This is a genomic window from Nocardia sp. NPDC049707 (assembly GCF_040674855.1).
Classification (GTDB): Bacteria; Actinomycetota; Actinomycetes; order Mycobacteriales; family Mycobacteriaceae; genus Nocardia.
On the sequence record NZ_JBFANN010000037.1, the window covers coordinates 61,140 to 81,636 of the forward strand.

Genomic DNA, 20,497 nt, shown 5'->3' on the forward strand with positions numbered 1-20,497 from the left:
GTGCGGATTTCGATCAAGCGGTGCGGTCGGTGCGGCGGCCCGGATCGCGTTGGGCGAGATAGGTGTTCATCGTTCGCCAGCGATGCTCGCGGGCGGCCAGCTCGATCTCGAGCGGATCGGCCCGCCGGCGGATGAGGTCGATGATGTGGTCGTGCTCGTCGACGGACTCGTGGGCACGCTCGGGCACGAAGGCGAAGGTGGAGTCGCGCACGCCCGACATCCGCGTCCAGCCCCGGCGCACCAGGTCGAGTATGTGTGGGTTCGGGCACGGCTCGAACAGCACCGTGTGGAACTGCTCGTTCATCACCGTGAACAGATGGGGGTCGAAGTCGTCGAGCAACTGCCGCAACCGGCTGTTGATACCGGCGGCCCGGTCGAGTTCGGCGTCAGTGAGATGCGGGACCGCGAGCGCCGTTGCGATGCCTTCGACGACTCCGAGCGTCTGCATCGTGTGGACGTACTCGGCCGGGTCGATCAGGGCGACCCGGGCGCCCACGTTGCGCTCGAACTCGACGAGTCCTTCCGCCTCCAGACGCCGGATGGCCTCACGCACCGGAACGACGCTCATACCGAGCGTCTCGGCTATAGATCCGAGCACGAGCCGGTAACCCGGCACGAACCTGCGGTCGGTGATGCGCGCGTGGATCCATTCGTACGCGCGCTGCGATTTGCTTGGGGTATCGATTGTCTCGGCCACCACGGAATCATGCCTTCGCATCGCCGTGTGCCTCCGCATAGCGCGCCCGCCACGTGGCGTCCATCGGGAACAGGCCGTCGATGGGGTGTCCCGCCGCCACCTGCTCGGCGACCCAGGCGTCCTCGGTCTCCTGCGCGAGGGCCGCGTCGGCGACCTCTTCGGCGAGCGCGGCCGGGATGACGATGACGCCGTCGTCGTCCCCGACGATGACGTCGCCCGGAAGCACCGTCGCGCCGCCGCAGGCGATGGCGACGTCGACGTCCCACGGAACGTGCTTGCGTCCCAGCACGGCCGGGTGCCCGCCCCGGCCGAACACCGGGATGCCGATGTCCGCGACCGTCGCGCTGTCGCGCACGCCGCCGTCGGTGACGATACCTGCCGCGTCCCGTGCCTTGGCGCGTAGCGCCAGGATGTCGCCGAGGGTTCCCGAGCCGCGTTCGCCGCGGGCTTCGATGACGATCACCTCGCCGGGGGCGACGGCGTCGAAGGCGCGCTTCTGCGCGTTGTAGCCGCCGCCGTGGCTACGGAAGAGGTCCTCGCGGTTCGGCACGAACCGCAGGGTTTTCGCCGTGCCGACCAACTTCGTCCCCGGACGCAGCGGGTGCACTCCGTCGATCGAGACATTGTCCAGGCCGCGTTTGCGCAGCGCCTGCGACAGTCCCGCCACGGGGGCCTCCAGCAGTTTCGCGCGGAGGGCGGGGGAAAGCGCCGAAGACGGCGGCTCGGTGGCGGAAAGTCCCGCGGCAGCTCGCGATCCCCACGCTTCCTCGCGCTGCCGGTCGTCGACCGAGGGCAGCGACCCGAGCGCGGGGTCGAAGACGGTGGAGCCCTCGACGACCCTCGTCACGAGGCGTCCGCTGGTGGGCATGCTCGCCGCGCCGGGAGCGTCGACCTCGACCTCGACCACGTCGCCCGGCACCGCGACCGACGAGCCTGCCGGGGTGCCGGTGAGGATGATGTCGCCGGTCTCGAGCGTGAAATGCTGCGACAGGTCGGCCACGAACTGCGCGAGGGGGAAGATCAGGGCCGATGTAGTGTCGTCCTGCACGAGCTGTCCGTTGTGCCAGGTGCGTACACGCAACGCCGCCGGGTCGACGCTGCGTGCGTCGATCAGCCCTGGGCCGAGCGGTGTGTAACCGTCGCGGCCCTTGTTGCGCACGTTCGAGCCCTTGTCGTTGCCGCGCAGGTCGTAGAGACCCCAGTCGTTGGCTGCGGTGACCCACGCGACGTGCGCCCACGCGTCCTCGATCGAGACGTGCCGAGCGGGCGTGCCGATGACAAGGGCGATCTCGCCCTCGAACGCGAGCAGTTCCGTTCCCGCGGGCCGTTCGATTTCGGATTCGGAGGCCGCGACGGAACTGGCGGGCTTGAAGAAGTACGACGGCGCGGCGGGTTTGCGCCCCCGCTGCGCGGCGCGCGACTCGTAGCTGAGGTGTACCGCGACGATCTTGCCGGGTGGGACGGGCAGGGCCGCGAACCGGGGATCGGTTGTCGGCGTGCCGATCGGAACTCCTTTGCCCATTGTCATATCTGAAATCGTATACGATCATATCGTCGTCGCAAAGTCGTTTGTGAGGACGGACTCACGACGACGTCACAAAGGAGTGTCAGATGTCAACGAATCTTTCAGCCGCCGGTTCGGTCACGCCGCCCGGCGCGCTCGCTTCGGCCGCCGACCGCAGGCGTGTTGCGGTCGCCACCGTGGTCGGCACCGCGGTGGAGTGGTACGACTATTTCGTCTACGCGTCCGCCGCCGGGCTGGTGTTCGGCCAGTTGTTCTTCAAGCCGGCCGGTGCCGGTTTCGGGACGATCCTGGCCTTCCTCACCGTCGGGGTCAGTTTTCTCTTCCGCCCGCTCGGCGCATTCCTGGCGGGTCATTTCGGCGACAAGATCGGCCGTCGGCCGGTGCTGGTGACCACGCTCATCCTGATGGGCCTGGCGACGGCGCTGATCGGCCTGTTGCCGACATACTCCTCCATCGGCATCTGGGCGCCGATTCTGCTGGTGCTGCTGCGGATATTGCAGGGTGTCTCGGCGGGTGGCGAGTGGGGCGGCGCCGTCCTCATGGCCGTCGAGCACGCGCCGTCGGCCCGCCGCGGACTCTTCGGCGCGATGCCGCAGATCGGCGTGCCGATCGGCTTGCTGCTGGCCAGCGCCATGATGGCGACGATGAACGCGCTCTTCCCCGGTGACGCGTTCCTCGACTGGGGATGGCGCATCCCGTTCCTGTTCTCGGTCGTACTGATTCTCGTCGGCTCCTGGGTGCGCCGCCGAGTCGAGGAAAGCCCCGTGTTCGCCGAGATCGCCGAGCGCAAGGAGCAGACCAAGGCGCCCGCCGTCGAGCTGTTCGCCCGCTTCGCTCCGCTGGTACTGCTGTCGGCGCTCGTCTTCGCGGGCAACAGCACCGTTGGCTACATGACGACCGGCGGCTACATCCAGGGCTACGCCACCAATCCGAATGGACCGCTCGCGCTCGATCGCGGCGCCGTGTTGTGGGCCGTGACCGCATCCTCGGTGAGCTGGCTGATCGCCACGTTCGTCGCGGGCTGGGCGTCGGACTACCTCGGTCGCCGGACCACCTACATCATCGGCTGGTGCGTGCAGGGCGTTTTCGTGCTCACCCTGTTCCCGCTGGTGAACACCGGTGACGTGCGCTTGCTCGGCGTTGGGCTGGTGCTGCTCACGCTGGGACTCGGCTTCACCTACGGTGCTCAATCGGTCTGGTACACCGAGCTTTTCCCCGCATCGGTCCGGTTCTCCGGAGTGTCGATCTCCTACGCGCTCGGTTCGATCCTGGGCGGCGCGTTCGCCCCGACGATCGCGCAGTGGATCCAGCAGACGACAGGTTCGTCGGCGAATGTCGCCTACTACCTCCTCGGCATGACCGTGCTCGGCCTGGTCGGCACCTTGCTGCTACGCGACCGCAAGGGCATCGATCTGCGCCCGTCCAACGAAGCCGAACAGCAGGTGGGCATCTACGCCTGGGAGAAGTGATCCGCGGCGGGAGGCCGGTTGCGTGAGAGCCGGGTCACCCCTTCTACTATCGTAGAACTCTATATGAGAATTCGATGTTCCATTATCGAACACCACTCGTCTCAGGAGTGAGGAGATTCCGTGCAGTTCCATCACCACGGCTACGTGTCCGGTGACCCGCGCATCCAGCCACCCGCCAGCTCTGGCATCGATCGCCCCGCCGAGCTCCCCGGCGAGGTGGACGTGCTCATCGTCGGCTCGGGCCCGGCGGGCATGATCGCCGCGGCCCAGCTGGCGCAATTCCCGACCATCAACACCCGCATCGTCGAGCGCCGTGCCGGTCGGCTCGAGGTCGGGCAGGCCGACGGGATCCAGGCGCGCAGCGTGGAAACCTTCCAGGCGTTCGGCTTCGCCGAGCACATCATCGCGGAGGCCTACCGCATCACCGAGATGGCGTTCTGGAAACCCGATCCGCAGAATCCGCGCAACATCGTCCGCGCCGCGCGCACCCCCGACGACGCGACCGGGATCAGCGAGTTCCCGCACCTCATCGTCAACCAGGCGCGCGTGCTCGACTACTTTGCCGAGGTGGCGCGGAACGCGCCGACGCGCCTCGAGCCGGACTACGGCTACGAGTTCGTCACCCTCGACATCGCCGAGGAGGGCGAGTACCCGGTCACCGTGACCCTGCGACACACGGCGGGCAGCCGGGAGGGCCAGGAGCGCACGGTCAAGGCCAAGTACGTGATCGGCTGCGACGGTGCGCGCAGCAAGGTGCGCGAGTCCATCGGGCGCCGGTTCGTCGGCGGCCAGGCCAACCACGCGTGGGGTGTGATGGACGTGCTCGCCGAGACCGACTTCCCGGACATCCGCACCAAGTGCGCCATCCAGTCGCACGACGGCGGCAGTATCCTGCACATCCCGCGCGAGGGCAACTTCCTGTTCCGCATGTACGTGGACCTCGGCGAGGTGCGCGAGGACGACAACGGCAAAGTGCGCGAGACGTCGCAAGAGGAGGTCGAGGAGCGCGCGAACCGGATCATGCATCCCTACACGCTGCAGGTGAAGCACGTCGCGTGGCGCAGCGTGTACGAGGTCGGCCACCGCGTGACCGACAAGTTCGACGACGTGCACCCCGAGCAGTGTGGAACCCGCACACCGCGGGTGTTCATCACCGGCGATGCCTGCCACACCCATTCCGCCAAGGCGGGGCAGGGCATGAACGTGTCGATGCAGGACGGGTGGAACATCGCCTGGAAACTGGCCCACGTGCTGGACGGCCGCGCCCCCGAGGCGATTCTCGACACCTACTCGGCCGAGCGCCAGGTCATCGCGCAGAATCTCATCGACTTCGACCGGGAATGGTCGACCCTGATGGCGACGAAACCCGAAGAACTGGAGGATCCAACCCAGCTCGAGGAGTTCTACGTCAAGACCGCGGAGTTCCCCGCTGGCTTCATGACGCAGTACGCGCCGTCGATGCTCGTCGCCGCGGCCACACACCAGGAGATCGCGACAGGGTTTCCGGTCGGCAAGCGCTTCAAGTCGAACGTCGTAACGCGCGTGTGCGACGCGAACCCGAAGCACCTCGGCCACCATGCGACCGCCGATGGACGTTGGCGCCTCTATATCTTCGCCGACGCGCCCGCCGCCGGCGAGCCGTCGAGGACGACCGAGCTGGCCGAATGGCTACGCACCGCACCGGCGTCGCCCCTGCTCGCCCACACTCCCGAAGGCGCGGACATCGACAGCTGGTTCGACGTGAAGGTGATCTACCAGCAGGATCACACCGGCGTCGATCTCGGCACGGTGCCCGCGGTGTTCCTGCCGAAGGTCGGCCCCTTCCAGGTCACCGACTACGAGAAGGTGTACGCCGCCGATCCGGCCGACGACATCTTCGTCGCGCGGGGTGTCTCCCGCGATGGTGCGGTGGTCGTGGTGCGCCCCGACCAGTACGTCGCCCACGTGCTGCCGCTCGACGCGATGGACGAACTCGCCGCCTTCTTCGGTGGGATCTTCGTGCGGCGGCTGAGCGCCGTCTGAAAAGGTTCGGCGCACAGCGGGACCGCACCACGGCGGGCCGCTGTGCGCCGACCGCTCTAGCCGCCCAGCGTCCGGGCGACGGCTTCGGCCGCCGCCGTGAGGCGCTCGGCGATCTCGGCCTCGGGCCGGGGGAGCGACACGTGGATGGCCGCGATCGATGCGGCGGGCTGACCGGGCACCACGAGTGGGACGGCCACCGACCGCAGCGACGGCACCACTTCGTCATGACTGACCGCGAACCCACGCGCCCGACTGCGGGTCAGCTCCTCATGCAGCTCGTGCGGCCACTGTTGTTGCGGCAGTTCGAGCAGGATCGCCTTGCCGGGTCCGCCACGGGTCAGCGGGTGCCGATGGCCGGGGCGGTAGGTGACGGCCACGCTGTGCTCCGGCGCCGCGCTGGTGAGAGTGACGGCCTCGTCTCGGTCGAGCCGCACCACCAGCAGACAGGTCATGCCCAGTTCGTCCGCGGCCGCGCGCAATTCCGGCAGCGCCGCCTGCTGCAGGTCGCGCGAGACGCCGGAGGCGAGCGCGGCCAGGCCCGCGCCGAGCGCGATGCGGCCCGACGGGTCACGAGCGATCAGGCCGTGATCCTCGAGCGTGCGCAGCAGCCGGTAGGCGACCGATCGGTGCACGCCGAGGGATTCGGCGAGCTCGTCGATCGTCATGCCGCGGCCTGCCGCGGCGAGGATCTCGAGCAGGCGGATGCCGCGGCTCAGGGTCTGCGAACCGGCGGAGCCTCTTGATTTCTCGAGCACGAGAGCCGCACCTTCCTTTTCATTGCGCGTGCACTCGCACGCACGGCCCTGCTCGATAGTAGATTTCAGAATTCACTATGCGATCACCGCTGCGGCATTGATGCGGGAACGAGCACTGCCGGCGGTCTCGACACGACGGGCAAGCGGTTGTTCGACAAGGCACTGCCCAGCGAAGAGACCCGGCCATGAGCAATGTTCGACCAACTTGCCGGCCGCGAACCACTGTTTGCCCAAAGCCCACGCCCACTACTTCGCGCCGGTGGCGCCGAATCCTATGGGTCGGCCAGCCGGTAGAAGCCGGAGTCGGCATCGAGCACGAAACCGGCAGGGTCGGTGAATTCGGCCAGCTCTCGATGCTCGGTGAGGTGCATGAAAATGCCTTCGAACTCAGCATCCACTGTCGTGTGGATCTGGTCGGTCTCGAGTATCTCGCCATGCGGAAGCGTGACGCTGAACGAGTCGTCCGCTTCGGTCAGCACGACGGCAAACCGTGCCATCGTGCCGACCTGACGAAGGACCCGAATGCGTGCGTACTCGAACTCGAAGTGGCAACCGGCGTCGTACAGCCATGCGTAGATCGGCTCACCGAGTTCGGTGGATTCGACCGCTATGCCTTCGATTTCGCGCCAAGAAGGCACATTCGCAGGGATCCCTTCGACGGTCACGTCCACCGAGCCGCTCAGAGGCCACGAGAAAGTCAGTGACCAGGTGAGTACCGGTGCCAGGCCGGGAGACGGGCTGTCGAGCAGTTCACCGCGCCACAACCCCTTGCCGTCCGGCGGTAACTCGTCGAGATACAGATCGGCGCCGTGGACGCAGTCATTCATGCGTCCACCGTATCGATCGCGTCATTCACGGTGCGGCTCGAACCGTCGAGCGGCCTTCAGATCTCTTCGGCGCGAAAGCAATTGGCCACATTCCGTCCCGGCGATCAGCCCGCGCCATGCCGGTGCACCAGGCCGGCATCATGTTCGAGTTCACTTCGCCGGTCGTCCGCCGCACGCGAGATGGTCAGGTCCGAATTGACTTCGCGCAGGACGTAACCGGATCTTCGCAACCTTGACCGGGATATCGAGACGTGACTGTTCAGAGGTCGGCGTAGATCCCTTCGAGCATGCCGGTGGCTTGGCCGATTTCGATGAGATAGCCGTCCGGGTCACGCATGTAGCAGCGAATTTCGGCTTTGCGGTCGAGGGGCTCGGTGAGAAACTCGGCGCCCTTGCGGCGCGCGTCGGAATAGAAAGCAGCGATGTCGGCCACGCGCACGTTCAAAAACGCCGAAACGATATCGGTCGCTTCGGGCGGGCGCAGGACGACATCGGGTTTGTCCGGGGTGGGTCCGCCGCCGGGGTTCATGATGATCCAGCTGTTGGCGACCTTGACGATGCAAGGGTTTTCGTTGAGCACCACCCGGCCACCGAAGATGTCGGCGTAGAAGGTTCGGGAGCGGGCCACGTCGGACACGGTGAGAAAATGCGTCACCAGCAGTCCGTGTTCAGGGGCGGGCAAGTCGGCAGTGTTCGTCACCGCTGCTTCCTTTCGTGGTTGGTCGGTGAGATGCGGGATGTCTGTGTCGAGGTGGTCTTCGACGGCGTCACAATCCCGCCGAACGTCCTCGCCGCCACCAGGCCAGAGCCCCCTGGCCATTCTCTGGTCTGAGCCGACCCCATCACGAGGTGGTGGACGTCCCGACCGTCGGCCCGCGATAGCGGGGGAGCGCGGTGAGGTGGGTTGTCAGGTCGTAGAACATCGGTGAGTCAGCGGCCGTCGCGGCGGCCCATAACCGTTTGCGGGCGGCTGCGCAGATCGGCAGGTTCTCCGCTCCGCCGGCATCGATCAGTACGTCGAAGTCGGCGGCGGAGGCGCGCACCGGTCTCGGGTTGCCACGGTCGAGTGCGCGGTTCACGACCGCGGCCATCGGTCCGCGAGCCAGCAGGTCCAAAGCTGTTGCGTAGGTGCCACCGAGTAGGTCGGTGAGGTCCAGCGCTTCGCGTAACCCGGCTTCGGCAGCCATGACCACCACGTTGGTGATCAGTTTGTAGGCGACCCCTGAGCCGAGTGGTCCGACGCGGACGACCTCCCCGAACGACGACAGGATCGGCTCGCTGGCGGCTGCGGGCTCTTCGTCGCCGCCGAGCAGGACGGTCAGCGCGCCCTCGGCGGCGTAGCGGACTCCGCCGACAAGCGCGGCGTCCAGCAGATGGGTTCGCGGCGGCATCGCGGAGGCGATCGAGTTGAGAATCGCGGGTGTGGTGGTCGAGGTCACCGCCAGCACAGTGCCTGGCCGCAGTCCCGCCAGAATGCCGTCGGCGGCCAGATGTGCGCTAGGGATATCCGCCGACATGACCGAGCTGATCACCAGGTCGGCGTCGCGCGCCGCAGCTGCCGGGGTGGTGGCGGCCTCCGCACCCACGGCCACCATATCGGCGACGCGTTGGGGCGCGATATCGAATACGGTGACCGGGTGGCCCACGCTCAGTAGTCGCGCCGCCATCCGTGATCCCATATCCCCGACGCCGACGAAACCGATTCGCGTCATAGTGGCTCAGTCTAACGACACCCGGCCCGCTAGCTAATGTGTAGCGAACAGACTGTATCGAGTTCGAGACCTGCGTTCGGCCGGTTCCCAGCAGGACCTGAACGACCACCTCTCCCGCTGGTTCGGCAAGCCCGCCAACTGATTTCACCCGAGCAACCGAAAGCGAAGGCGAACACACCTGCCTCGGGTCGCGATCATGGCTGGTTCGCGCGGTCATCCCGCATATTCGTGACGAGAATGGTGAGCAGGTCTGCGGCGCTGTCGGCCAGGAGTCGGGAGTGGTCGGCGTTCTCGTCGGACATCCACCGCAAACGGAAACAACTCAGGCGCCCGGATCGGGGACAACTTGTCCCGGCCGGCCCACCCACAGGCTGGCTACAGTTTGCGGAAGTACTCGACAATGCCGCTTGTCGAGCGGTTCTCTGCTGGCGAGTCGACAACCGAGTGAATCCGTCTGGCCTAGCCGATCCTGCTCAGCCGGCGCGGTGCGGTGAATCGGCTGCATGGGCAACCGAGGTCTTGGTTCCGGTACACCCAGTCGTCGTCGATGCCGGTGCCGAATTTGCTGCGGCACCGTCCGTCGGTCGAGTCGTGCACATAATTCGAGTGGCCGCATGTCGAGCATCGCGAGCGCGGTAGTCGTCTGGCCACAATGGCCAGCCAGAGCAATGCGGCAAATGCGGCAGCCATTGCAATCAGGGACACATCAGCCTGCTGCTCGACGTTGTCTGTGCTGTCCGTACGGAACCGCCTGTATCAATCGCACCTTCATGGTGGCTCCGTTCGGAACGCGGTAAGAGCGCGCTTCCCCTTGACGTGCACCTGCCAGGGCTTGCCCCAGCGGCGACTCGGGCGAATAGACCTCCAATTCATCCCCATCGAAACCGTCCGGCACGCCCAGTAGGAAGGTCTCGGTCCCGTCCTCCTGATCGAATCGGACCGTGAGGACCATGCCCGGCTCGGCTATTCCGTCGTCCGGCGGTGTTTCGCCGACCACGGCCCGCAGGAGCAGGTCCTCGAGTTCGCGTATGCGCGTCTGCCGCCACTGGATGTCCGGCGCCCCTTCATCGTTGGGCCCGTCGTCCTTTTCGACCGATCGCCTTTCGTGCCCTGCCGCGCGCAACTCGCGTAGCTCTCCGTGCAGTCGGTCGTGAGCCTCCTGGGTCAACCAGACCAGTGCCGTTCCTGTCATCTCGTTCCCTCTGCTCCTACTACGCCCCACCCGGTGCACCGCTCCACAACGACGCATCGGACCCAACACCTGTCTCCGAAGCATGGCTCAGCGGGATGTCTCATGGTTTGTTCCAGGCCGACTAACTTGGAAGCCTGGGTTGTAGAAATATGACAATGTCGTAGAGTGCAACCTTGTGTGTGGCAACCGAGGCAGGCAACGATGGTCAAGCTGGATCGGTTGATCAACATCCTCGGGCGGTACGGCACGCATCTGTACGGATGCACGTCCACCCGCGATCGCGAGTTGCACAGTGTGGCAGTACATGACCCGGTTCGCCCGCACGCGTCGCTCGGCGATGTTTTCCTCGCGGTAGGGGTGGCGAATCTGGAAGAAGGTGTCACGCTGGCCGCGGAGGCGCGAGCAATACTCGCGGTGGTTCGGACCACCGAGACGATGAGCCGGGCACTCGTCGATGCGCTGCACAGTACCGACAGCGCACTTCTACTGGTCGATCCGAGCGTTTCCTGGAGTCAGATCGCCTCGGTCGTCTACGGGTTGGTACTCGAAGGGCGAGAAACAGAGTCCGGCAGGGGCCCCAGTGACCTTTTCGCACTTGCGGACACGATCGCGGCAACGCTCAGCGCCCCGGTCACCATCGAGGACCAGTTGTCCCGGGTAATGGCGTATTCGAGTGCCCATGACGATACCGACCCCGCTCGATTGAGCACGATCCTCGGGCGCCGAACCCCCGATCATGTCCGTGCGTTTTTCGACCAGCGGGAGGTCTTCACACACTTTGCCCGCTCCGATACACCGATTTACGTTCCCCCCTCCCTCGACCATGGTCTGCGCGGGCGCACCGCGGCCGCTGTGCGAGCAGGGCGGGAATTGCTCGGCTCCGTATGGGTTTCGGCTGAAGAGCCGTTGGACGAAGTGCGGGCGCAAGTCCTGAAAGATGGCGCCCACACCGTCGGACTGCATCTGCTACGCTCCCGCGTCAGCGCAGACTTGGAACGTCAAGTCGAGTCGGAACTCGTCATTCAACTGATCCAAGGCACCGCGAACGCCGAGGCGGTTGCCCACAAACTGGGAATCCCCTCGCACAACCTTCGAGTCATCGCATTCCAAGCAGATACCGACGCCGAACGGAACGCGGGTATCTTGCTCGCCTTCGAACGCGCCACAACAGGCTTCGGCTGGTCCCGCATCGGCCGCAGCACGCTCTTCGGAAATATTGTGTACACCGTCATTCCCGCCGGCGACGACCCTGGGCCCGCACTTCGCTGGATCGAATCCCTTGCCGCCGAACTACCCTCGCACATCAACGTAGTCGCAGGCATCGGAGGCACCGCCGATGCACGAGACCTGCCCGCCAGCCGACAGGAGGCGGACGAGAGCATGGCGTTGCACGCCGGCGCCGGCGCCGCTACTCCGGTCTGCTACGACGATTCATGGGACCGGATTCTGATACAGCGGCTGAAAGCAGTCGCCGCCAACGGCAGGATCCCGGGGCGCGGGCCGGTAGCGCGATTGGCCGAGTACGACGCCCAGCACGCCACCCAACACATCCCCACCCTGAAGGCTTGGCTGGCGGCACAAGGCGACCTGAACGCGACGGCGGAGACGCTGAAGGTTCACCCCAATACGGTGCGCTATCGGATCAGGAAAATGAGACAGATCACCGATTTGGATATGGATGACCCGGGTAAACGGATCGCGATGCTGATCGCATTGTCGATTCGATCGGAGTAGCGAGCCTTGCCCCGGCCGCAGGTACAACCGGCACGGCCACAACCGCTCGTACACCGATACGACATATCTCAGGGCACTGCTGCGCCGTTGTATGGGTTTGGACAGCATTGCAGTCCAACGGTTCGGCTTCGCGGGACATCAGTTTACGGTTCGCGTGAACGACCAGCACTTGAAATCACCTCTGCCCTCGCATGATTCGCCCGAAGACGGGATGAAATAGGGGTTCCGGTAGTAATCGCCGAAAAAACAAGGGATATGGCGTAACCCCTGGTCAGGGAGCGGTTTGGTGAGCTACTGGCCGGATTTGCTCCTCGGCCCCCGTCATGTGGCGAGCTAAGCCAGGCGCGGCCACGGGCGGAACGGCTCGCGCTCAGAGCGCGTGGTTGTACACCCGTCGGCCCTCGAACCAGGTCTGTGCGACGACGGTGCGGGCGATCTCGTCCGGATCGACGGTGAACGGATCTCGGTCGAGCACGGCGAAGTCGGCGGACAGGCCGGGCCGCAGCGCGCCGGTGATGTCCCCGAGGCCCATCGCGACCGCTGGGTTGCGGGTGAACGCTGCGAGCGCCTGCTCCACCGACAGTGCCTGTGCACCGTTGAGCCGTCCCGGCGAGAAGCTGTCGGGGTCAGACCGAGTGACCATCGTGCCGAGGCCGAGCCAGGGGTTCGGCAGTGGCACGACTGGCCAGTCCGACCCGGCGGCGAGCAGGGCCCCGGACTCGACGAAGTCGCGGAACGGCCAGATACGCGACATCGTCGACTCGGGTACCTGCTCGGCGACGCTGTCGACCATCGGGCTCGGCGACCAGATGTAGGGCGAGGCGTCCGGCACGACGTCGAGCGCTGCGAAGCGGGGCAGGTCGACCTCATCGATCAACAAGACATGAGCGATCTGGTAGCGCGGACCGGTGCCGTGGCTCGTGCGGACCTGCTCGATAGCGTCGAGCGCCATACGCACAGCGCCGTCGCCGGCGCAGTGCAGCTTCGCGCCGAGGCCGAGATCGGCACAGCGCCGCAGCTCACCGACGAGGTCGTCGTGGCTCCAGAACGGCTCGCCGCGGTACGCAGGGTCCTCGTGGTCGCCGTGGCAGCGGTAGGGACCGAGCATGAGCGCGGTGCGGGTCATCGGCACCCCGTCGAGGAAGAGCTTGACGAAGTCGGGCCGGACGCGCTCGCGACGGTAGCCCGGCGCCACGGCGAGCAGCGGGTCACCGGTCGGGCCCACGTCCAGGAAGGGACGCACGGGGAGAGACCCGACGACGCGCGCCGACAGCGCTCCCGCGTCATCGAGCTCGGCGAGAGCCGCCAGCCCATACTCCAGGAGTGCCGCGTCCTGCGCGGCGGTGATGCCGTACGAGTTGACGATCTCCAGAGCGCGGCGGTACGCCACGCGGTGCCGACCAGGCAGGTCGATGATCGACGCCTGCATGGCCTCCTCGCCGACCACCGAGGCCTGCTCGACCAGCACCCCCGTCAGACGTCCCTCGGAGTCGCGTACATATTTCCCGTCGTCGGGATCGGGAGTGCTCTCGGTGATCCCCATCAGCTCCAGGGCCCGCGAGCTCACCCACCGGTTGTGCAGGGACTCGTCGCGCAAGACCACCGCCCGGCCGTCGGCGGCCCCGTCGAGCCGCTCGATCGCCCGCTTCTCGCGCAGCACGTCGATGATAGGACTGGCCACGATACCGCCGACGACCCACTCGTCTGGGCCGAGCCCCGCGGCCCGCTCGCGCACCTTGTCGAGCACAGTGTCGAGAGAGTCCGTGGGTACAAGGATGAGCTCGTACACCGCCTGAGTACCGCCCAGGCCGAGATGGATGTGGACGTCGGCGAGTCCGGGAACCACCGCCCGACCGCCGATCGCTGCGGCGTCGAGCACCTCGGTGCGCGGTCCGGCCAGGGCCGCTATGTCGTCGGCCGCCCCCACGGCGGCGATCCGCCCACCTGCCACCGCGAACGCCTCGGCGGTGGGCGTCTGCGGGTCGAGCGTGTACACCGTCGCCCCGGTGACGACGAGGTCTGCTGGGGTCTCCATCGGGAGCCTCCGAGAGATGAGGGGTACCAGCACGGGGGTGCCGTACGTCCAATACTACGAAGGGTCTGGAAATGCGTGATGTCGATGTTGTTGTGGTGTGAGTCCCGGTAGCACTGACGAAGTTTCGGTCGGATACAGCCTCGACCTGCTCTGATCCGGTTTATCCGGCTCGGACGTTCGGTCTCGCCGACCGAGGCGTGCAGTTCATCGACCGCGTCCGCCAGCGCGCGGGCCGGATCAGCGGATTTGCCGACCAGACGGCAGAATTCGGCGCGCGCAGGCTCCCGCTGCTCCGGGGTGAGCAGATACGCCGCCGGATCGGCGTAGCGGCGCGCATCGGGCACGAACACGTCCCCGGTGCGCAGGCCGTCACGCAAGCCGAGCAGCACGCACAGCTCCCAATAGTGCCGGTAGGCGGTGGGATTGCCGGACTTGCGGGCCTCCTCGAGGTAGCCGCGCCACTTGGTCGGCACGAACCCGGTCGGAGCCTCGTCGAACACCTCGCGGCGGCCGGTCGCGTTCAGCTCGCGCAGCATGGCCACCGATCAGCAGCTCGGTCGCCGCGGTGCCGCCGGCGAAGCGCACCGCCGATAACACCGCCGGAGTGAACTGCCGCACATGCGAATTCAGCGAGTTCCTCGCGCATCCGGTTCTCGGCGGCACTGAACTTCGCCGACGGCGCCTGGTCGAACAGCGTTACCACCTCATCGAGCACATCGGCGGCCGACTGTGCCAGCACCGTCAGCAGAATCGCATACCGCCGCCGCGGATCACGCCGTTCCAGGGCTTGACCGGTCAGGCGACGGCCCAGCGTGGCCAGAAACCGGCGACGCTCCGCCGGCAGCACCGACATGTCCAGGGTGTCCGCACCCGAGCCACGCACAAACCCCAGCTTCTCGACCAGTATCGGGGTGACTGGAGAGAAGGGCGTCAGCTTGTTTCGGGCGGCCCGAATCCGTGACAACTCATCCGCCGGTGTGCGGTGGCGGGGCGGGTAGTTGCACTGTGACGCGGAGGCCCCCAGCGTCCCGGGGGGTGAGGGTGAGGGTTCCGTCGTGTGCTCGGGCGATGCTGTCGACGATGGCCAGGCCGAGGCCGACACCTGCATGATCACTGCGGATGCGTTCGGTGCCGCGCTGGAACGGTTCGGTGAGTGTCGAGACGAGCTGTGGAGTGAGTTCGTCGCCGGTGTTTTCGACAGTGAGCAGGACGGACTCGGGGCCGATGGCGGTGTAGATCTGCACGGTGCCGTGTTCGGGGAGGTTGTGGACGATGGCGTTGTGCAGGAGGTTCGTGGTCATCTGCAGCAAGAGAGCGGGTGAGCCCGTGGTCGGGGTGATTTCTCCGGAGGTGTGGATGGTGATGCCGTGCTTTTCTGCGAGGGGCAGCAGTGTTTCGGCGGCTTCTTCCGCTATGAGGGACAGGTCGACGTGTTCGCGGGTGAAGGACCGCTGGTCGGCGCGGCTGAGCAGGAGCAATGCCTCGGTGAGTTCGATCGCTCGGGCGTTGACGGCGCGGAGGCGTTCGACGAGTTCACCGATGTCGCGGTTCGGATCTTTGCGGGCGACATCGAGAAGGGTCTGGGTGATCGCCAGTGGGGTGCGCAGTTCGTGGGAAGCGTTGGCTGCGAACCTCTGCTGTTCGGCGACATGTGCTTCCAGCCGTGCGAGCATGCCGTCGAAGCTGTCGGCGAGTTCGTGGAACTCGTCTCGGCGGCCCGGTAGCCGGATTCGGTGGCAGAGCGATCCGTTCGCGGCCATCCGTGTGGCCTCTGTGATGCGATTCAGCGGGGCGAGCATGCGGCTGGCCAGAATCCACCCTCCCAGGAGACCGAACACGAGCAGGAACGCCAGCACTGCGGCTGCCGCCGTGCCGAAGACGGTCGGGCCGAAGTTGTGTGGGTTGAGGACGCGCGGGACATTGGAGAGGTCGGGAACGAGATAACCGGCGGGCACGCCTCGCAGCAGGAACACCCACACGGCAGCGAGCAGCAAGACGCCTGCGAGCATGAGGAATCCGGCGTAGCTGAGGGTGAGTTTGAGACGAACACTCAACCCGGGCGCCCTATCCACGGGCCGCTCCCTCACGTCCGGCAGCGGGTGCGGTGTCGATGCGGTAGCCGACGCCGGCGACCGTGGCGATGATCCAGGGTTCGCCGAGGCGTTTGCGCAGTGCCGAGACTGTGATGCGCACGGCGTTGGTGAACGGGTCGGCGTTCTCATCCCACGCCCGCTCCAGGAGGTCCTCGGCGCTGACGACACCGCCTTCGGCAGCGACGAGGACCTCCAGCACGGCGAACTGCTTGCGGGTCAGCGCCACGTAGCGGCCGTCGCGGTAGACCTCGCGGCGGAACGGATCCAGACGAAGGTCTGCGATCTCCCGCACCGGCGGCCGGTTGTGGCCGCGTCTGCGGTCGAGTGCTCTGAGACGGAGCACGAGTTCTCGGAGTTCGAAGGGCTTGGTGAGGTAGTCGTCGGCGCCGATCTCGAACCCGGTGGCCTTGTCGTCGAGTCGGTCGGCGGCAGTGAGCATGAGGATCGGCATGCCGCTGCCGGAGGCGACGATGCGTTCGGCGATCTCGTCGCCGGAGGGTCCGGGAATGTCGCGGTCGAGGACGATGATGTCGTAGGCGTTGATGCTCAGCAGTTCCAGGGCGGTGTCGCCGTCACCGGCGATATCGGCCGCGATCGCTTCCAGGCGTAGCCCATCGCGGATGGCCTCTGCCATGTAGGACTCGTCCTCGACCACCAATACACGCATGTTCCGGATGCTACGAGCCCGCGCATATCGTCGGCATACCGAAAACCACCTACGGGCTGACAACACCACGGTGCCTTGACTGGCACCATGAGTCACACAATTGCAATACGAACGCGGGTTTTGATGATCGCGGCGATGACGGCGACCAGGCCGACGCCGGTGGGCCCGCGAGTCTCGAGGATGCAGCAGTGACCGGCACTCTCGGCCGATCCGGTCCCTGCCAGCCACCCGCTGCAGTCGGAACCATCGCCACCGCCGGGGCGGAGCCGACACGGCACGAACCGGCGGGGTGGAGACCGCTCACCCGCATCGCGTTCCGGTTCTGCGTCCTGTACTTCGGCTTGTTCTGCTTGTCGACTCCACCGATCGTCTTCGTACTGACCGGATGGTTCGGCCGCCAGCTGGGCTACGACGCGCAGTACTGGCATATCCGGAAATTGCAGCCCGCCCTGAATTGGGTGGGCCAGCACCTGTTCGGCACTACCGCACAGCTGTATCCGAACGGCGTCGGTGACCAGACCATCTTCTGGGTGCTGTTGTTCTGCATCCTGGTTGTGGCGGTGGCCGGGACAGCGGTGTGGTCGGTACTGGACCGGCGCCGCACGCACTATCGCACGCTCGCGGGCTGGTATCTCCTCCTCATCCGGCTGTTGCTGGCCGGCCAGATGTTGAGCTACGGCTTGGCCAAGGCGATTCCGACGCAGATGCCGCAGCCTTCGCTGACCGCGCTGCTCACCAAGTACGGTGACTTCACGCCGATGGCTGTGCTGTGGTCGCAGGTGGGTGTGTCGAGACCCTACGAGATGCTGCTCGGCGCCGCGGAAATCACTGCGGCGATCTTGCTGTTCATTCCGCGGACCGCGCTGTTCGGCGTGCTGCTGACCCTGATCAACACGCTGCAGATCGTCGTGCTGAACATGACCTTCGATGTGCCGGAGAAGATTTCGTCCACACACTTTCTGCTGATGTCGTTGGTGCTGCTGGCGCCCGAGGCGCGGCGGCTGATGCGAGCATTGTTGCTCGACCGCACCACCGGCCCTTCCGCCGTTCCGTATCCATTCCACACCACGAGATCCCGGCGTATCGCGGCGCTGCTGCAGGTCGCGCTCGGCAGCTGGATCGCGGTGGCGCTGGTGCTCGGCGGCTGGCACGCCTGGCGTGGTAGCGGGCCCGATCGCCCCAAACCTCCGCTGTACGGCATCTGGTCGGTATCGCAGTACACCCGCGACGGCTGGCCGGTGCCGCCGCTGACCACCGACGAAACCCGTTGGAAAACGGTGGTGTTCGACTATCCCAATGCGGTCACCTACCAGCGGATGGACGATACCCTGGTGACCGTTCCCGCCGACGTGGACGCCGCCGCCCATCGGATCCGGCTGATCGCGGCGGCGCCGCAATCCGGATCGACGGCGAGGCCCGACGATACTCGGAATCCGTTGGGCACGCTCACCTTCCAGCAACCCGCCCCTGACAAAGCCGTGCTGACCGGCGAACTGGATGGCCACCAGGTGACACTCGCACTGGACCGGATCGACCCGAACCGCTTCCCGCAGCGAAGCACGCCGTTCCACTGGGTGCAGAACCGTCCGAATCTTTGACAAGCAGAGTCACCCGGAACGGCGTGTCCATTATGGTCGGGGGTTCCGGCGACGGCCGCGTGATGCCGAAGATCGACGTGCCCTGACGGCGTCTCGCTGGCGAGCAGCCGCAGGGGTCGGTGAACCCAGATCGGGTTTCGGTGGTGTGCAACCGGATTCGGATCAAGGCCGATGACGGGCGCCGACGGCACGCAACGCCGGGGCGAGCGGAAGGTGTATCCGGAGACCTGTCTTAGGCTTGGGCATGTGGACATTATCCAGTTGCTGCCCTCGACCGCGAAGGTAATCGGCCGCGCCGCCGCCCCGTTCAGCGATGATCGGCTGGACGGGAGCCTGTCGTGACCACCGCGCTGATCATCGGAGACGTCCAGCGCGGCATCACGGGTGGCTACCCGTTCGCCCGTCAGGTCGTGCCGCCGCTCACCGAACTGCTCCCGCGCGCTCGGGCGGCCGGCGCTCTCGTCGTGTTCGTACGATTCGCCTTCCGGCCCAACGGGTCCGACTTGCCGCCGGGCAACGCGATGCTCAGATCGTTCTACGAAGCCGGGGACACCTTCCGGGAGGGATCGGCCGGAACGGAGATCGATCTGCCGTGCGCCGAGGAGGACATCGTCGTGCTGAAGCGCCGCGCCAGCGCGTTCGCAGGCACGGACCTCGACCTCGTGCTCCGCGCGAGCGGCGTGGATACGCTCGCGGTCGCCGGAGTCGCGACCAGCGCGATGGTCGCCGCGACGTGCTACGACGCGGCAGACCGCGACTACCGGTTGACCGTCCTGCGTGACGGCTGCGCCGACGGCGATCCGGCGATCCACGACTTCTTCATGGACTCCGTCTTCCCCAGCCGCGGGTTCGAGGTCGTGCCCTGCGCCGGTTGGAGACCATCGACAACCCGCGACAGCTGAATGGTCACGGCGCTTGCTGCCAGCATTCGATGACGACGACGTCCGGATACCGGCGGACGGCAGGGGAGTCCCTGGCGTGCAACAGCTTCCGGTCATCTGGTAGGGCTAGGGCGCCACGACGAGCTTCCGGGTCGCCTGGTCATTCTCCTTGTACCGGTGGGCCGCGACGATATCGTCCAGCCCGAAAACACGAGGTTGGGGCGGTAGACGGGGTCCCGGTAGTAACCGCCGAAAAACCAACGGATATGGCGTAGCCGCAGCTGAGCGCAGATGAATCCCGGTTCGGCCTGCGGTGGTGGTCGGTTGCTGGTTGGCTTGACTCCCAACGCTATTGGTTGGTGTTGGAGGTCGGATTCGTGGCGACGCGGGTGTTCGCGGATGGGGAGTTGGCGCGTCTGCGGGAGTTCCCGGAGATCGGCCGCGAAGAGTTGTTCCGGTTCTTCACACTCTCGCCGGCGGATCTGGCGTTCGTTGATCCCGGCCGCGGTCATGGTCCGGCCGATCGACTCGGTATCGCGATCGCGCTGTGCACGTTGCCGTGGTTGGGGTTCGTGCCCGACCGCGTGGTCACCGCTCCGCCGGTCGCGGTGGCGAGGCTGGCCGAGCAGCTCGAGAATGTTCAAAGGGCTGTAAGCATGGGCGACGAGCTGCGACCCGAACGACCTGCCTTCACTGTGCCGCCCGTGACATGGGGCGAACATCATTGGCGAGGCTATTGGCCAGCGCTGGGCGTATCTGAATTGCCGCCGATCCTGCTGTACTCGCGATGTCCTCTGAACAGGTTGGGGCTCCGCGACTTCGGAGTCCCTACCGGACCTGCACGATTTCTCCACACTTGGTCACCTGATCGGACATAACTGGTCGATATAGTGACCGCGTGTTTGCTCGTGATACGTCGTGGAATCGCTCGAACCGTCTCGCGTACATATTGCAGGTCATTGCCGTCGGCGCGCTGGCTGCGGCCTGGCTGGCGATCGGGCTCGGACTGTTCTCGGGGCCGGGAGCAGATCTCGAAGCGGGTGGCCGCTTCGCCGCCAACTTCACGGTCTATTGGCCGTTCCTGTTTGTGATCAGCCCGGTGCTGGTCGTCACTGGCATTTTCGGGCTGTTGCCATACCGTTTCGCGTCTGGCGGCACCATCGCGGGTGGAATGGTTGCCAGTTTTTTCGCTCAGCGGAGTCTGTCAATCCCGATGAGACAGGTCAGGCTGCCTGTTCTGTGTCGGTGTTCTCCTTTGCAGGTCGGTTGATCCACGCCGCTTCGGGCAAC

General features: G+C 66.2%; 16 protein-coding genes and 2 pseudogenes. 7 read left to right on the forward strand and 11 right to left on the reverse strand.

From position 1 onward, the window contains the following. Nucleotides 1–13: 13 nt before the first annotated feature. Together AB0J29_RS27345 and AB0J29_RS27350 are read right to left on the reverse strand one after the other, a co-directional pair. Complete coding sequence (locus AB0J29_RS27345; protein ID WP_364792214.1) at nucleotides 14–697, reverse strand: GntR family transcriptional regulator; 684 nt, start codon at nucleotides 695–697, stop codon at nucleotides 14–16. 7 nt (nucleotides 698–704) lie between these two features. Further along, complete coding sequence (locus AB0J29_RS27350) at nucleotides 705–2,219, reverse strand: fumarylacetoacetate hydrolase family protein (RefSeq protein ID WP_364792260.1); 1,515 nt, start codon at nucleotides 2,217–2,219, stop codon at nucleotides 705–707. An 89-nt stretch (nucleotides 2,220–2,308) separates the two neighbouring features. On the opposite strand from AB0J29_RS27350, the gene AB0J29_RS27355 reads away from it, so the two are divergent. Beyond that, a complete protein-coding gene (locus tag AB0J29_RS27355; protein WP_364792217.1) occupies nucleotides 2,309–3,691 on the forward strand; it encodes an MFS transporter in 1,383 nt (460 codons plus the stop codon). Nucleotides 3,692–3,811: 120 nt separating this feature from the next. Next, entirely contained in the window at nucleotides 3,812–5,713 is a 1,902-nt protein-coding gene (locus AB0J29_RS27360; RefSeq protein WP_364792220.1) for an FAD-binding monooxygenase, read from the forward strand. 56 nt (nucleotides 5,714–5,769) lie between these two features. Here AB0J29_RS27360 and AB0J29_RS27365 read toward each other — a convergent pair whose 3' ends face one another. The 5 genes from AB0J29_RS27365 to AB0J29_RS27385 form a co-directional block, all read right to left on the reverse strand. Continuing rightward, nucleotides 5,770–6,468 carry a helix-turn-helix domain-containing protein gene (locus AB0J29_RS27365; RefSeq protein WP_364792223.1) on the reverse strand — a complete coding sequence of 233 codons (699 nt, stop codon included), beginning with the start codon at nucleotides 6,466–6,468 and terminating at the stop codon, nucleotides 5,770–5,772. A 272-nt stretch (nucleotides 6,469–6,740) separates the two neighbouring features. Beyond that, nucleotides 6,741–7,295 carry a hypothetical protein gene (locus tag AB0J29_RS27370; protein ID WP_364792226.1) on the reverse strand — a complete coding sequence of 185 codons (555 nt, stop codon included), beginning with the start codon at nucleotides 7,293–7,295 and terminating at the stop codon, nucleotides 6,741–6,743. A 259-nt stretch (nucleotides 7,296–7,554) separates the two neighbouring features. Then, on the reverse strand, nucleotides 7,555–7,995 hold the full coding sequence (locus tag AB0J29_RS27375; protein WP_364792229.1) for a VOC family protein: 441 nt from the start codon (nucleotides 7,993–7,995) through the stop codon (nucleotides 7,555–7,557). Nucleotides 7,996–8,137: 142 nt separating this feature from the next. Beyond that, nucleotides 8,138–9,007, reverse strand: a complete 870-nt coding sequence (locus tag AB0J29_RS27380) for an NAD(P)-binding domain-containing protein (protein WP_364792232.1) — start codon at nucleotides 9,005–9,007, stop codon at nucleotides 8,138–8,140. 706 nt (nucleotides 9,008–9,713) lie between these two features. Continuing rightward, on the reverse strand, nucleotides 9,714–10,199 hold the full coding sequence (locus AB0J29_RS27385; RefSeq protein WP_364792235.1) for a GreA/GreB family elongation factor: 486 nt from the start codon (nucleotides 10,197–10,199) through the stop codon (nucleotides 9,714–9,716). 201 nt (nucleotides 10,200–10,400) lie between these two features. On the opposite strand from AB0J29_RS27385, the gene AB0J29_RS27390 reads away from it, so the two are divergent. Further along, nucleotides 10,401–11,933 (forward strand): helix-turn-helix domain-containing protein, encoded by a 1,533-nt coding sequence (locus tag AB0J29_RS27390; RefSeq protein WP_364792239.1) that lies wholly within the window; start codon nucleotides 10,401–10,403, stop codon nucleotides 11,931–11,933. Nucleotides 11,934–12,303: 370 nt separating this feature from the next. On the opposite strand, the gene AB0J29_RS27395 is transcribed toward AB0J29_RS27390, so the two are convergent. The 4 genes and pseudogenes from AB0J29_RS27395 to AB0J29_RS27410 all read right to left on the reverse strand — a co-directional run bounded on the left by AB0J29_RS27395 (nucleotide 12,304) and on the right by AB0J29_RS27410 (nucleotide 16,728). Next, the gene (locus AB0J29_RS27395; protein ID WP_364792242.1) at nucleotides 12,304–13,968 is read right to left on the reverse strand and encodes an amidohydrolase; all 1,665 of its coding nucleotides are present in this window, start codon (nucleotides 13,966–13,968) and stop codon (nucleotides 12,304–12,306) included. A 173-nt stretch (nucleotides 13,969–14,141) separates the two neighbouring features. Continuing rightward, nucleotides 14,142–14,869: pseudogene (locus AB0J29_RS27400) on the reverse strand (Tn3 family transposase); the annotation flags it as partial. 64 nt (nucleotides 14,870–14,933) lie between these two features. Beyond that, nucleotides 14,934–16,022, reverse strand: coding sequence for a HAMP domain-containing sensor histidine kinase (locus AB0J29_RS27405; protein WP_364792245.1), 1,089 nt, complete (start codon nucleotides 16,020–16,022; stop codon nucleotides 14,934–14,936). A gap of 10 nt (nucleotides 16,023–16,032) precedes the next feature. Further along, on the reverse strand, nucleotides 16,033–16,728 hold the full coding sequence (locus tag AB0J29_RS27410) for a response regulator transcription factor (RefSeq protein ID WP_364792248.1): 696 nt from the start codon (nucleotides 16,726–16,728) through the stop codon (nucleotides 16,033–16,035). 188 nt (nucleotides 16,729–16,916) lie between these two features. Between AB0J29_RS27410 and AB0J29_RS27415 the strand changes: the two genes are divergently transcribed. The 4 genes and pseudogenes from AB0J29_RS27415 (at nucleotide 16,917) to AB0J29_RS27430 (ending at nucleotide 20,477) form a co-directional block, all read left to right on the forward strand. Next, nucleotides 16,917–18,326, forward strand: a complete 1,410-nt coding sequence (locus tag AB0J29_RS27415; protein ID WP_364792251.1) for a DoxX family protein — start codon at nucleotides 16,917–16,919, stop codon at nucleotides 18,324–18,326. 338 nt (nucleotides 18,327–18,664) lie between these two features. Further along, nucleotides 18,665–19,228, forward strand: a complete 564-nt coding sequence (locus AB0J29_RS27420) for a cysteine hydrolase (RefSeq protein WP_364792254.1) — start codon at nucleotides 18,665–18,667, stop codon at nucleotides 19,226–19,228. Between the two features lie 356 nt (nucleotides 19,229–19,584). Continuing rightward, nucleotides 19,585–19,922, forward strand: a pseudogene (locus AB0J29_RS27425) (DUF4158 domain-containing protein); the annotation flags it as partial. Nucleotides 19,923–20,105: 183 nt separating this feature from the next. Continuing rightward, entirely contained in the window at nucleotides 20,106–20,477 is a 372-nt protein-coding gene (locus AB0J29_RS27430; protein ID WP_364792257.1) for a hypothetical protein, read from the forward strand. Nucleotides 20,478–20,497 lie beyond the last annotated feature (20 nt).